This window comes from Halarcobacter anaerophilus, from assembly GCF_006459125.1.
In the GTDB taxonomy this organism is placed as follows: domain Bacteria; phylum Campylobacterota; class Campylobacteria; order Campylobacterales; family Arcobacteraceae; genus Halarcobacter; species Halarcobacter anaerophilus.
In genome coordinates this window covers 1,295,661-1,309,520 of record NZ_CP041070.1, presented here as the reverse complement: position 1 = coordinate 1,309,520, position 13,860 = coordinate 1,295,661, and the positions used below count along the sequence as shown (strand labels likewise).

General features: G+C 29.9%; 15 protein-coding genes. 5 read left to right on the top strand and 10 right to left on the bottom strand.

Annotated features, from left to right (window positions below; translation table 11 throughout):
• Window positions 1-83 precede the first annotated feature (83 nt).
• Window positions 84-725, bottom strand: a complete 642-nt coding sequence (locus AANAER_RS06355; protein ID WP_129082651.1) for a DsbA family protein — start codon at window positions 723-725, stop codon at window positions 84-86.
• Window positions 726-883: 158 nt separating this feature from the next.
• Here AANAER_RS06355 and AANAER_RS06350 point away from each other — a divergent pair, with 158 nt between their 5' ends.
• The 3 genes from AANAER_RS06350 (at window position 884) to AANAER_RS06345 (ending at window position 2,339) form a co-directional block, all read left to right on the top strand.
• Window positions 884-1,648 carry a sulfite exporter TauE/SafE family protein gene (locus tag AANAER_RS06350; RefSeq protein ID WP_129082652.1) on the top strand — a complete coding sequence of 255 codons (765 nt, stop codon included), beginning with the start codon at window positions 884-886 and terminating at the stop codon, window positions 1,646-1,648.
• A 99-nt stretch (window positions 1,649-1,747) separates the two neighbouring features.
• Window positions 1,748-1,888 carry a hypothetical protein gene (locus AANAER_RS14965; RefSeq protein ID WP_157840800.1) on the top strand — a complete coding sequence of 47 codons (141 nt, stop codon included), beginning with the start codon at window positions 1,748-1,750 and terminating at the stop codon, window positions 1,886-1,888.
• A gap of 1 nt (window position 1,889) precedes the next feature.
• Window positions 1,890-2,339, top strand: a complete 450-nt coding sequence (locus AANAER_RS06345) for a Fur family transcriptional regulator (protein ID WP_129082653.1) — start codon at window positions 1,890-1,892, stop codon at window positions 2,337-2,339.
• Between the two features lie 4 nt (window positions 2,340-2,343).
• Here the strand turns inward: AANAER_RS06345 and AANAER_RS06340 are convergent, their stop codons facing one another.
• From AANAER_RS06340 to AANAER_RS06325, 4 genes are read right to left on the bottom strand one after another with little or no spacing between them, the layout of a single operon-like run.
• On the bottom strand, window positions 2,344-2,715 hold the full coding sequence (locus tag AANAER_RS06340) for a diacylglycerol kinase (protein ID WP_044415107.1): 372 nt from the start codon (window positions 2,713-2,715) through the stop codon (window positions 2,344-2,346).
• Complete coding sequence (locus tag AANAER_RS06335; protein ID WP_129082654.1) at window positions 2,693-3,394, bottom strand: phosphatase PAP2 family protein; 702 nt, start codon at window positions 3,392-3,394, stop codon at window positions 2,693-2,695. The genes AANAER_RS06340 and AANAER_RS06335 overlap by 23 nt, the downstream gene beginning before the upstream one ends.
• Complete coding sequence (locus tag AANAER_RS06330) at window positions 3,375-4,985, bottom strand: phosphoethanolamine transferase (protein WP_129082655.1); 1,611 nt, start codon at window positions 4,983-4,985, stop codon at window positions 3,375-3,377. The genes AANAER_RS06335 and AANAER_RS06330 overlap by 20 nt, the downstream gene beginning before the upstream one ends.
• A 16-nt stretch (window positions 4,986-5,001) precedes the next feature.
• Complete coding sequence (locus AANAER_RS06325) at window positions 5,002-6,909, bottom strand: LTA synthase family protein (RefSeq protein WP_228711173.1); 1,908 nt, start codon at window positions 6,907-6,909, stop codon at window positions 5,002-5,004.
• A 243-nt stretch (window positions 6,910-7,152) separates the two neighbouring features.
• On the opposite strand from AANAER_RS06325, the gene AANAER_RS06320 reads away from it, so the two are divergent.
• Window positions 7,153-8,184 (top strand): prephenate dehydratase, encoded by a 1,032-nt coding sequence (locus AANAER_RS06320; RefSeq protein ID WP_164969362.1) that lies wholly within the window; start codon window positions 7,153-7,155, stop codon window positions 8,182-8,184.
• A 78-nt stretch (window positions 8,185-8,262) separates the two neighbouring features.
• Window positions 8,263-9,462 carry a hypothetical protein gene (locus AANAER_RS06315; RefSeq protein ID WP_129082657.1) on the top strand — a complete coding sequence of 400 codons (1,200 nt, stop codon included), beginning with the start codon at window positions 8,263-8,265 and terminating at the stop codon, window positions 9,460-9,462.
• Window positions 9,463-9,680: 218 nt separating this feature from the next.
• On the opposite strand, the gene AANAER_RS06310 is transcribed toward AANAER_RS06315, so the two are convergent.
• The 5 genes from AANAER_RS06310 to dmpG all read right to left on the bottom strand — a co-directional run bounded on the left by AANAER_RS06310 (window position 9,681) and on the right by dmpG (window position 13,859).
• Window positions 9,681-10,568, bottom strand: coding sequence for a DMT family transporter (locus AANAER_RS06310; protein WP_129082658.1), 888 nt, complete (start codon window positions 10,566-10,568; stop codon window positions 9,681-9,683).
• Window positions 10,569-10,919: 351 nt separating this feature from the next.
• Window positions 10,920-11,744, bottom strand: coding sequence for an alpha/beta fold hydrolase (locus tag AANAER_RS06305; protein ID WP_129082659.1), 825 nt, complete (start codon window positions 11,742-11,744; stop codon window positions 10,920-10,922).
• A gap of 24 nt (window positions 11,745-11,768) precedes the next feature.
• Window positions 11,769-11,960, bottom strand: a complete 192-nt coding sequence (locus AANAER_RS06300; RefSeq protein ID WP_129082660.1) for a 2-hydroxymuconate tautomerase — start codon at window positions 11,958-11,960, stop codon at window positions 11,769-11,771.
• Window positions 11,961-12,042: 82 nt separating this feature from the next.
• The gene (dmpH, locus tag AANAER_RS06295) at window positions 12,043-12,831 is read right to left on the bottom strand and encodes a 2-oxo-3-hexenedioate decarboxylase (protein WP_179951813.1); all 789 of its coding nucleotides are present in this window, start codon (window positions 12,829-12,831) and stop codon (window positions 12,043-12,045) included.
• Window positions 12,831-13,859: a 4-hydroxy-2-oxovalerate aldolase gene (gene dmpG / locus AANAER_RS06290; protein WP_044415121.1), complete on the bottom strand. Its 1,029-nt coding sequence runs from the start codon at window positions 13,857-13,859 to the stop codon at window positions 12,831-12,833. The genes dmpH and dmpG overlap by 1 nt, the downstream gene beginning before the upstream one ends.
• Window position 13,860: the final 1 nt, after the last annotated feature.

The following is a 13,860-nucleotide window of genomic DNA, read 5'->3' as shown; positions in this document are numbered from 1 at the left end:
GGGCAGTTGGGAAAAGTTTTTTTAAAGTTGTTTCAATCAGTTAAAAAAAGAGGTTTGATAACTTTTATCAAACCTATTTTTATCTATAAATTAGCATCTACTAATTTAACTAAATTCTCCCATCCAAAATCAATCAGAGGTTGTCCGTTTACAAAATAAGAGGGAGTTTTATCGATATTTAATTTTTCTCCGTCTTCTATATCTTGTTTTATTATTTCATCAGCTTTAGGATCATTCATAAAAGTGCCCAGTTTTTCCATATCAAGACCTTCAACATTTACTAAAAGACTCCATAGTTTTTGAGGATTTACTATATGATTTTGAACCCATTGAGACTGAGTATTAAACATAAACTTTAAAGTTTCGTCAAAAAGAGCTTGTTGTCTTGCCCCTTCTAACATTTTTACCGCATAATTTGAATTTTTATGAAAAGGTGCATACCTAAGAACCAGCTTAATATCACCCTCTTTTTCTTTCATTAATTGTTTGACTTTTGGATAAAAATAGGCACAAGCTCCACATGCCGGGTCAAAAAACTCTACTAACTGAACTTTTGCCTCTTTATTTCCTATAACTAAAGAGTGAGGTCTTTGAAGAAGTGCTAACTTCTCTTTTGAAATTTTAGAGACTTTTTCATTATTAAAGTTTTTATAAAAATAGCCTCCTGAGAAAAAGAGAAGTAACAATATTATCCCTGAAATAACAACAACTTTTTTATTCTGCATATCTACTCCGTTAAAAAAATTTATAAATTCTATCACATAAGTGTGTAGTATATATGTATTTATAATATTATTTTTTATAACTAACTCTATTTTATATACAAAAGTGTAAAAGAATTTTTCTCAATAGTGCTATACTACCCCTCTAGAAAAGGATTTTTATGGAATTTATAGATAATATAACAACTTCATGGATTATAATTTTTATTTTTACGGGTTTCTTAGCCGGATATATTGATTCTATTGCAGGCGGGGGAGGTATGATTCAAGTGCCTGTTCTTTTATACAGCGGAATACCTCCCGTTTTTGTTCTTGCTACCAATAAAACGGCAGGAATGTTCGGTGCTTTAATGGCGACAATAAGATATTCAATGAGTAAAAAAGTTAATTGGAGAGTTGTTTTTATAGCAATAATCCCTTGTCTTTTGGCTTCTTATTTAGGAAGTTATTTAGTTATGTATATTCCTCAAGGAGTAATCCAATTGGCAATTTTACTATCAATTGGAATTGCAATGATTGCACTGTTTAAAAAAAGTAAAACAATAAAAGAAGAGAATATCACCTTAAACAATAAAAATATTATTTTTTCAACTGCTCCAATAGGTTTTTATGACGGTTTATTAGGTCCCGGAACGGGAACTTATCTTACTATTTCTATGAAAAAGTTTCTAAAACTTGATTTTTTGGTATCCACTGCCTCAACAAAACCTCTTAATTTTGCTACAAACTTGGGCTCTTTTTTAGCTTTTTTCTTTGCTGCAAAAATCATTTGGATGGTTGCACTTCCTATGGCTCTTGCAAATGTTTTGGGTTCATACGTAGGAACTCATTATGCTATAAAAGGAGGAGAAGCTTTTATAAAAAAAGTTTTGATTTTAGTTTTAATAGCAATGCTTCTTGCCAATATTGCAAAGATGCTTTTTTAGATTGGAATAAATATTGCATTTATTACTTATACAAGGTGAGAAAATTTTTTAAATTATTATTAAGTTTCCACTTGTATAATTTTATCTAAAGGCGTAGAAATGCTTGTTAATCAAAATAAAAACAGTTTTGAGTCTTCAATGTTTTATAGAATGAATATGAAAATAAACAGAAGTTTACCTTTTATCTACTCTATAACACTTTTAGTTTCAATGTTAATTATATTTATGGGGAAATATTAAAATGACAAAAAAAGAAGAAAAAAAATTTGAACACTTTTTAGAAGAGTTTAAAACTCTTGTTACAAAAAAAGGGTTTAAAAATACTGTACAAAAAGATTGTATTTTAAAAGTTTTATATTTTAGCAAAGAGCATTTAAGCGCAGAAGAGATTACAAAAAAAGTTCAAAAAGAGTTTGATATGGATATCGGTATCGCAACGGTTTACAGAAGTTTGAATTTTTTTGAACAAATGAATGTAATAGAGTCTTTGGATGTCGGAGACGGAACAAAAAGATTTGAATTTAAAGTTGAACAGCATCATGACCATATGATTTGTACAAACTGCCATAAAATAATTGAATTTTCAGATGACTTTATCGAATTAAATCAGATAAAAGTAGCAGAAAAAAACGGTTTTATTTTAGAAGATCATATTATGACAATCTACGGTCTTTGTGAAGATTGTCAATAATATCTTACAAAGAGATTCTTAGACTATCAAAAATAATAAAAGACCAGCAAACAATAAAAACAACTATACTTAAAAATACAACAGAACTTCCCACGTCTTTTGCTCTTCCTGCCATCGTATGATGCTCTAAAGTTACTAAATCAACGGCTCTTTCTATTGCACTGTTTATTGCTTCCGATAAAATCATGCCAACTAAAGTTATAAACATTATTAGTTTATTTGTCAAAGAGGTATCTATAAAGATAATAACCGGCAATAAAACTATTGTAATAAGTAGTTCTATTTTAAAAGAGGTCTCTGTTTTTATTAAATCAAGTAAGCCTTTTAAAGCATAACTTGTATTTTTAAAAAAGTTATATTTGGGTTGGTTTCGCAACTGCTCTCCTTTGAGTAAATTTTGCAATAATTAAGATTTCAAACCAAGCAATAAGCATAGTAATAATAGTATGACTTAAAAAATGGTCACCTATAAGCATTTTATAACTTCCCATTATCCAACCTATACTAAGGGCAAAAAGTAAAGCTATAATTTGATTTTTTCGTTTTTTAAAAAAGAAAAACAAGGACATCAAAGCAAAACCTGCACTGGCATGACCTGCCGGCCAGCATCTTATTTTTCCTTTTTGTACAAAACTTTTCGGATAAGAATCAAAAACTTTTATATCAGGATACTTTCCGTTAAAATGTTCAATATTTTTTGGACAAGGTGTGTTTGTCTCATTTTTTAAAGAGATTACTGTTGAGGGTACGATAATTGAAGATAAAACAATAATTATCATCCCTGCTTTGTATTTTTGAACAAACTGTTTTTTCCAAAAAAGAATTAACGTAAATAAAACAGCAAGAGCAAAGACAATCAAAGTTTTTTTCAATCCCGTATACAATAAAAGTTTTGAAACAGGTTCTTTTCTGCTCCAAAGCCATTCTTGCGTAGAGAAATTATAAAAATACTCTTGTATTTTTATATCAATATTAGAGTATTGAAAAACAAAGAGTATAAAAGCTAATAAAAAAGCTGTTATTATAATTTGCAGATTAATCGATCTTTGCGTCATTTAAAATATCCATTTTTTTATCATAAATTTTTGTCTCAACTTCAAATAAACCAAGTAGAGTATGAAAAAGGTTATCCTGAGAAAATTTTCTATTTGAATAAGATTTTAATTTTTCTATATCATAATCTTCTCTCATTTCTCCTTCTCCCAACCAAAGAAAAGAAGCTACGTGTTTTTGACTGTTTGGTGCTATAAAATACGGTATTCCGTGAAGATACAAACCGTTTTCTCCCAAACTCTCTCCATGGTCACTTAAATACATCATAGCTGTTTCATATTTTTTGGAATAAGGTTTTAAAAAGTTTATTACTTTAGATAAAAAATAATCTGTATATAAGATTGCATTATCATAAGCATTATTTACCTCTTCTTTAGTACATTTTTCCAGTTCATTTGTTTTACAAACAGGAGTAAATTTTTCAAACTCTTTTGGATATCTTTTATAATAAGCAGGACCGTGATTTCCCATTTGATGAAGCACGATTAAAATATCTTCATCTTTATTTTTTTCAATATATTTATCTAATCCTACTAACATTCCCTCATCTCGGCATTCAACATCACAGATTGTATTTTTATCGGGTTTTTTATAATTTTCAAAATCGACTCTTAAAGCAACTCCTTTGGAATCGGAGTTATTATCTCTCCATAAAACTTTAACCTTTTTTGTATCGTTTAAAACATCAATTACGTTTTCAGTAGAAATCCCTTTTTTATAGTTATAACTATCTTTTGAATAAATAGAGAACATACAAGGAACGGAAACAGCCGTTGAAGTTCCGCATGAATACATATTTGAAAAATTTACGATATCCTCTTTTTTAAGTAAAGGATTTGTCTCTTTTTCATATCCGTTTAAAGAGAATCTATCGGCTCTTGCTGCTTCTCCCACAACCAAAATAATTAGCTCTTTTTCATCCTCTTCTCCAGCAGAGGGAACTATTTTAGCGTCAACTCCGATTTTTTTCAGTGTTGTAGGTGTAGTATCAAAAGAGTCTGAAATATATTTTCCTACGCTATATATCCAATAAACGGGATTTATATGATATCTTAAAGGTTTATGCTCTCTAAAAAAACTTGTATAAAACTTACTGAAACTAAATAAAATCAGTAATATTAAAACAAAAGAAAAAACAAGGGTTTTTAGTTTTGAAAAAATTTCAGATTTTAAAGGTTTGAAAACAAGTTTTGTTTTAAATATTAAAAAAGAAGGTAAAAGACCTAAAAACAAAATATAAAAAAGAAGTTTTAAGCTAAACAAATCAGTTGATTCATCCAAATTTGTTTGTAGAGTGTTTCTTATCATTTCCGTATCAATAACAACATTATAGGTATTCATAAAATAAGCCGTAAAAGATGAAACCGTAAATGTGATTATCAATAGAGCTTTGGTTGTATATTTTGAACTAAAAAGCGTAAATAAAAACAGAATAACAAAGCAGAGTAAAACTGCCGTAGAGATAATATATAAAATATTCAAACCGCTAAAATCGTATACCTCTACGAGCGCTTTAAAAAATGTAAAATTATAAAATAGTGTAAAAATTACTGCACTTATTAAAATAAGTTTATATTGTGAAAGTTCTTTCATTTATTTCCTTAAATTTTTATCTGAAAAGTTTGTTTTGATAAACATGGTTTAATACAAGAATAAAAGCCAAAAGATCTTTTTGAAGGCTTTCATCGTTTTGAGCCTTGTACAAATGTTCATTTTTATACTCAAAAGTCAAAGCTTTTGTATTTGGTCTTATTACGGCTACTTCATTGCCTTGTCTTAAAGCATATCTGTCATTGAACTGCATAAGAGAAAAATCTCTTTTTTTATCGCTGAAAATTGAGTGTCCCATAATCGAATATTTTGTACTTATTCCTGCTAAATCAAGAGTTGTTGCCAATAAATCAGCTTGTGTAGAGATTTTGTCGTAAACTTGAGGTTTTAAATCTTTTCCTAAAATAAGTCCCGGAATATGAAACATCTTAACAGGAACAACATCATCGCCGTAAACTCTTACGTTATGATCTGCGGCAATTACAAAAATCGTATCCTCGAAATATTTCTCTTTTTTTGCCATCTCTATAAATTTTCCGATAGCATAATCTGCATATTTAACCGCATTTTTAACACTCTTTTCAGGTTCACCTTTTACAAGTTTGATTTTCTCTTTTGGAAAATCAAAAGGTGTATGATTTGAAGTAGAGAATATTACTGAAACAAATTTTTGATTTTTTGCATAAAGTTTCTTATACTCTTCATTTGCTTTTTTTACAACATCTTCGTCACTTACTCCCCATGTTCCTACAAATTCGGGATTTTTGAATTTTTCTTGGTCAATCACTTCATCAAAACCGTTTCCTAAAAACCATGATTTCATATTGTCAAATCTACTCTCTCCTCCGTAAATAAAAGAGGAATGATAACCAAAAGGTTTAAGCAAAGAAGCGATTGTCGAAAAATCTCTTTGTGATTTGTTTCTTTTTACGACACCTTTTCCAGGAACCGAAAAAGTTCCCGATACAAGTCCTGATAAACCTCTTACGCTTCTTGTACCGTTTGAATATAACTCTTTAAATAAAATTCCTTCTTTTGAAAGTCTATTTAGATTTGGAGTAATACCCTCTTCTCCTCCTACGGCATTTACGAATTGATATCCCAAACTCTCTTGAACAAAAATTACTATGTTTTTTGTTTTTTTATTAGAAAAATTTGAATCCTCTTCTCTTGACAAAATATATTTTGAATCGGCTTTTTTTAAATCAAGCTTTTTTTGAACTCTTGCAATCGCCTCTTTTATATCCATTTTTCCATATCTTTTTTGAATATCTTTATTTGAATATTTCAATGAAGAGTATACGGCATAACCTATACTGTAAATTGAATTTTTTGTAACTTCATTTAAAATTCTGTTTGAAGAGTACATAGCATCGGATATATTTGCAGGTCTATGACCAAAAGAAGAACGAATACCTATAAAAAGAATTAAAACTAAAGGAATAAAAAGTAAAGCTCTTTTTAAAAAGTTTATTTCAAAAAGTTCAATAAAACTCTCATTATACTTTTTTAAATATCCGTATATAAACAAAGCAATTACACCAAAAGCAAAAAACAGTTGCAATTTATAATCTGCAAGAAGTAAAGAAACTACTTCTTTAGAATATGCTAAATACTCTACAAACAAATAGTTCGGTCTTGAATCATATTCTGCCATAAAAGGAAAAGTAGCAATTTCAATAAAAATAGCCAAAGAGACGACTATTAAAAAATAGTATTTAAGAATAAAATTTACCGTTTTTGCAAAAATTTTAGGCAGTAATGTTAATAAAATTGAAGGAATTACCAATAGTATTGAAGCAACAATAGTATCCATTTTTAATCCATATAAAAAACTAAGCCAGATATTTGTACTTTGAGCTTCAAAATGACTAAAATATAAAGTAAATAGAACAACTCTGCCTATGAAAAAAATAGATACCAAAAATAAATAATATTTAAAAAGTTTTTTTGCTATTTGTACCAAAGAAATCCCTTCTTTAAAATTTAAAGGAAGTTTATTGAAGTTCAATGAATTGAATATGAAACTTTTATGAAAATTTTTTCATAATCCGTTTACATTTGGTTAATAGATAAATAGCTTGAAAACAGGGGCTTGAAAGAGTTAATAAAAAGTTAAAGATATAACTAAATCTTATTATTTTTAAGCTTTTGCGACTTTAATGCAATTTTCTTTTTGTATTATATATTAAATTAAAAAGGGGAAATTTTGAAAAAAAAATCAACGATAGATAAACTATATCTTATAAATAAAAAAATTTTGAAACTATTAGATGAAGAGATTGCATTGATAAAAAGTGAACCCTCTTTGGATTTTTCCGCTCTTTCAAAAAATTTAACCAAAAAATTAAAAAAAGAGAAAAGTGAGAATATAGATCCCTCTTTAATAAAATCAATTCTTTTTGAAACACTTACTTCCACGCTTGAATATAACAATGAAAAAATTGTTTATTTAGGACCCAAAGGAAGTTATACCCAGGAAGCTGCTATAAATAAATTCGGAACACAAAATTTATACTATTCGGTAAACTCAATAAAAAATATTTTCTTTGAAGTTAATGAAGGCAGAGCAATGTATGGAATAGTTCCCATTGAAAACAGTTCCAATGGAATAGTAGGAGATACGATTAACTGTTTTAATACTTATAATTTAAATATAGTAGGAGAGACTGTTTTAGATATACACCATACTTTAGTTAGCAACTGTAAAAACGTAGAAGATATAAAAACAATTTATTCAAAAGATATAGCTTTTGACCAATGTTCAATTTTTTTGGAAAACTACCATTTAAATGAAGTAAAATACGAGTATGTAGAATCAACGACCAAAGCTGCCAAATTGGCGGCACAAAATAAAAACAGTGCAGCTATTTGTTCAAAACTTGCTTCAATAACAAACAATATTCCTGTTTTATTTAACAATATAGAAGATAATAAAAACAACAGAACAAGATTTTTAATAATAAGTAAAAAACAAACACAAAAAACAAAAAAGGATAAAACCTCTATTATCGCACGACTTTCAAACAGCTACGGAAGTTTGATAAACTTTTTGGAAGATTTTAAAAAAGAGAAAATCAGTCTAAATAAAATCAAATCTCATATAGTAAACGGCAGGTCAACTTTTTTTATAGAGTTTGAAGGACACAAAGAGGATAAAAATATAGAAAATCTTTTATCTAAACATGATAAAGAGATTAAATGTTTAGGTTCCTATCCAAAAGAGGTAGAAGACATCTGATTTTATAAAACTGCGATTATTCTGCGATTGAATTTTTATAAGCTATTCCTTCATAATCTTAAATAAAAAAGGAATAGCATGAAAAAAGTTACAAGCCTAAGTTTATCAATGGCAGCTGCAATAACTGTTTTTGCAACAAACGGTATTGCCAAAGAGAATTTAATCGATTCATTTAAAAACGGAAAAATATCAGGTGAAATAAAATCGGTTTATTCCCACTCAAATTTCTTAGAAAATAAAAAATCCGATAATATCACAACTTTAGGAGGTAGCTTAAGCTACGAAACTGATTCCTTTTATAATTTTAAGCTTGGAGCGACATTTCAAACCTCTCATGTATTAGATGACGAAAACAATAATAATGTTTTTGCTTCCGATTTGGATGGTTCAGGTTCTGTTTTATCTGAATTTTATTTGGATTACAAAATATCAAATACAACTATAAAAGCAGGTAGACAATTTATTTATACTCCTTTGGTAAGCAGTGCAATAGACGGTAAAGCATCAGAAAGACTGACTAAAGACTCTTTTCAAGCTTATTTAATCACAAACGAAGATGTGCCGGATACTGTTTTAACAGCAGGATATATAGATAAATATCAGGCACAGGCTTATGATGGAGATATTGGAAGCTTTGAAGATTTTGAAGATGGGGCTTATACAATTTATGCAAAAAACAACTCAATTGAAAATCTGATTTTACAAGCTCAATATTTAAAAGTAAATGCAAATGACAACAGTAACGACAGAGATAATATATATTTTCAAGCAGATTATACAATGGGGGCACACACTTTTTCAGCTCAATATTTAGCCTCAACAGATAAATCAAGAATAAGTAAAGAGGAAGACGGTGAAGTTTACGGACTTAAAGCTTCGGGACCGCTGGGAATTTGGAAACTAGGTTATATAGTTTCTTTTAACTCAAGTACGGAAGATGGAGATGTTGATTTAGGGGCCGGAACAGGAACAACTGATACTTTATTTACAGCAATGCCTGTAAACGGTGGTGGAGTACCTGCTAGAGCAGATGCAGATACCCTTGTAGGAGGAATTATAATTCCTATTGAACAAATCACTTCCGTAATTTATATTGGTGAATCAAGAAAAGATAAAGATGAAGATTTATTAGGTGATGTAAAAGCAGGTGGAATAATGGCAATGTATTCTTACAATAAAAACTTATCTCTTAAAGTAATTCATGAACATGTAAAAACAGAACACCCTTTGGATGAGGACACTGACGTAACAAGAGTTTATCTGTCTTTTAAATTCTAAACCCCAAATCTTTTCCGTGCCCTTTTATACTCCTCCATAAAGGGGCACTCTTTTTTTATAATTTAAAATATAAGTGATAGAGTAAAAAAAGAAGTAAACAACTATTAATCAAAATGAAGTGTAATCCCAAATAATTTTTCATAATAACACCTATTTATAATTTTATAATAGATATATTATGAAAAAAAAGTCGTTAATTCATCGCATTTAAACTATTTTTATCTATTTTTCTTTTTAAAAAATGTAGATAAATAAATACCTAAACCTATTAAAACAATTCCTACAAAATGGTAAGGATGAAGAACTTCTCCTAAAATATAATAAGCCAAAACCGCTCCAAAGATAGGCATTAGATGGGCAAACTGTCCTGTTGTATTTGCACTTAATTTTTCTGTTGAAATATTCCAAAAATAAAAAGATAAGATTGAGGGAAAAATAACTATATAAGCTAAAGATAAAAAAACCTCTTTTTTCTCTATAAAATCCAAAGTAAAATGCTGAGGAGAGATTATAAAAACCGATAATAAAACAATACTTCCTATAAAAGTAGTTAAGCCAAAAAATTCAAAAGCATTTAGATCTTTAGGTTTATATTTAAGCAATACCGTATATAAAGCCCAATCAAAACAAGCTAAGATTATCCAAAAATCCCCTTTTGTAAATTCAAATTGAGAAATATTGCTTATATTCCCTTTTAAAACCAGATATATAACTCCCAAAGTAGAGAGAACAATTCCCGTTAATTGAATTTTTGTTACATGTTTTCTTAAAATAATTGCTGAAAAAACAATAATTATTATAGGAATACTTGAATTTATCAATAAAGCATTTGTTGCCGTTGTTGTTTGTAAACCGTAGTATAAAAAAGTGTTAAAACCTGAAATTCCCAAAATCGATTGCAGAGTCAAAACTATATAATGATTTTTAAATTGAGTCCATAAATTTTTATATCTTAAAATTATATAAGGAGATAACAAAAGCAATACAAAAAGCCATCTGTATAAAGATAACTCTAAAGGATGAATATCAGAAGAGATGTATCTTCCGAAAATAAAATTTCCCGACCAAAAAAGAACTGCTAAAACTACTAAAATATAATATTTCATAAAACCTTCTTTTAAAATAATAAAATATGAATATATAAAAAATATTTGAAATATTTCCTATTAAAAATCAAAAGCCGTAATAGTTAAAACACTCCAAAAAATTGTTGCAATAATAACAAGATTTTTTAAAAGTTTGATTAGATGATATTTTAACAATATTACGAAACTTTTTTCTTTGATTTAAAAAACGGTTAAAGTTGATTTAGTGATAATATGCAGCAATAAATTTGAAAGCGTTTGGGTTTAAGCTAAAATAAACATCTGCTTATATTAGGAATTTTGATGCTGCAACTTTAACCTTCTGCCGCAAAGATTTTAATCTCTATCACCAGCATCAAAATTTTATCTTAATTAATCCTCTTCACTAAAAAAATCTAAAAGCAGTTTATTAAACCTATCTTTATGTTCAATTTGCGTCCAATGCCCGCATTGACCGAATACATGAAGTTGTGATTTTAAAATAAGCTGATTTAGTTTAATTGAATTTTCTAAAGGAATAACCTTATCTTCTCTTCCGTGAATAATCAAAACCTCTTTCTGAATATTTTTAATATCATTTTCATCACTTTGCATTAAATCAACACCGTTTTGTCTTGGACTTGGGAACATTGAGGAAAAAGACTCTTGAAATCCCGGTCTAATACTCGCTTCATATCTCATTTTTGCCAAATCATCAGTTACAAGTTCTCTACTGTATGCAAAAATATCAAGAAGTTCTTTCATATTTTCAAAACTTGGAGTATATCCCCAAACTTTATCAAGTCCATATGTTATATCAAAAGGAACTCCTACTGATCCCATGAGAACGACTCTGTTAAATTTTTCAGGATATTTTATAACTAAAGATAAAGCCAAAGCTCCTCCAAAGGAGTTTCCTACCAAATTGACTTTTTCTAAATTTAAAGAATCCATTAAATCAACTATTTGCTGAACCCACACTTCCATACTGTAAGTTATCCCCTCAGGTCTGTCGCTATATCCAAAACCTACCATATCAGGGGCTATAACTCTAAATTTTTCTGCAATTTCGGGCATACAAAGTCTCCAGTTGGCATATGCTGAAACCCCTGGTCCTGAACCGTGTATAAAAATAACAGGTTCACCGCTTCCTATATCATGATAATTCGTATTAAAACTTCCTGTTTTAACGCTTTTTGCAATTTCGGGATTTTCCATTATTTCTCCTTATTTAAATTAAATCTATCGTCCTATTTTTTTTGCACTTTTACCGCCGATACCAAAGTGTTGTTTCGGCATTTCGTTTAAAATCACTCGAACATTTTGTATTGGAGCATCTATTGCTTCATGTATTGCAAGAGTTACCTTTTCTATAAGTTTCTCTTTTTGTTCATCTGTTCGACCTTCAATAATATTTATTGTTGCTATTGGCATAAACTACTCCTTTTTAAATATTTTATTTAGAAAGGGACCAACTAAAGGAAGCAACGAGTTGCTTCTAAAATAGTCCCTATTTTTATACAAATTTAAATGAAACAGTTCCTAATTCTTGAAATTTAACTGTTACATTATCACCTTTTTTTACGGATACGGCAGCCGTAATAGCTCCTGATAAAATATATGTACCTGCTTTTAAAATTTCACCTCGTTGTGAAAGCATATTTGCCAACATAGCAATAGATGTGGCAGGATGTCCTAAAACGGCAGCTCCGGCTCCAAGTTGTGCAATTTCTCCGTTTATTTCCATTACTACTCCAAGGGTTTTTAAATCAAGCCCTTTTATACTTCTTGCTTGTCCGCCCGTTACATATCTTGAAGAGGAAGAGTTATCGGCAATAACCGATTTTAAATCAAATTTAAAATCTTTATATCTTGAATCAATAACCTCAACGGCAGGCATCACAAAATCTGTTGCAGCTAAAACATCTGCTATATTGCAGCCCGGACCTTGTAAATCACTTTTTAAAACAAAAGCAATCTCTGCTTCGACTTTTGGATGAATAAGTTCATCAATCTTTATTTCAGCAGAGTCTGCATATGAAAAATAATCAGCTAAATATCCGTAACAAGGATTAGGTACTCCCATTTGTTTCATCTTTGCTTGTGAAGTAAGTCCCATCTTCATACCTACGATTTTTGTACCTCTAGCCTCTTTTGCTGCTCTTGCAGTCCATTGAATATCATAAGCATCTTCATAAGTCATTTCAGGATAGTCATCGGTTATTTTTGTTATTTCTACGGCGTTTAACTCTGCATCTTCACAATGCTTTGCTAATTTTTCTATTGTTTTTTTATCTAAACTCATTATATTAGTCCCCTCTGCTTTGCCATATCAAGAGCCAAATCTTCGATCATATCTTCTTGTCCTCCAACTGTTCCTCTTCGTCCAAGCTCTTCTAAAATAGTTCTGGAATCAATCCCGTATTTCTCTTCTGCCCGTCTTGCAAAAAGAAGAAAAGAGGAATAAACACCTGCAAAACCAAGAGTTAAAGAGTCTCTTGAAATTCTTGTAGGTTTTCCCATAATAGGAAGTGCAATATCTTCAGCTGCATCTTCAATCTTATGCAAATCAATTCCTGTTTCAACACCCATTCTAGTTAATACGGCTACTAAAACCTCTGTTGCCGTATTTCCCGAACCTGCACCGAATCCGGCTAATGAAGCATCAATTCTATTTGCTCCTGCTTCAATGGCAGCTAAAGAATTGGCAACTCCCATAGACATATTATTGTGTCCGTGAAAACCAATCTCTATATCATCACCGAACTCTTTTTTAAGTATTCCTATTCTTGCACTTACATCATCAGGAAGTAAATAACCTGCTGAATCTGTTGCATAAATACAGTTTGCACCGTAAGAAACCATTTTTGAAGCCTCTTCAAGAAGTTTTTCGGGAGTTACCATATGAGCCATCATTAAAAAACCTACTGTATCAAGCCCCATAGATACACCTGCTTTTATATGTTGGGCAGAAACATCCGCTTCAGTACAATGAGTTGCTACTCTAACTGTTGATATACCTCTTTTCACAGCTCTTTCCAAATCTTTTACAATACCTATCCCTGGAAGTAAAAGTGCAGAAACTTTTGCATTTTTTACATTTGATACAGCTGTTTCAATCCACTCTTCATCCGTATAACGCCCATATCCGTAATTAAGAGAACTTCCACCTAAACCGTCTCCATGTGTAACCTCAATCATAGGAACACCTGCGCTATCCATAGCCGTTGACATATCTTTCATTTGTTCAAGTGTAAACTGATGTCTAATTGAGTGCATACCGTCTCTTAGAGACATATCATGAATTGTTACTTTTTTACCTCTTAAATCCATT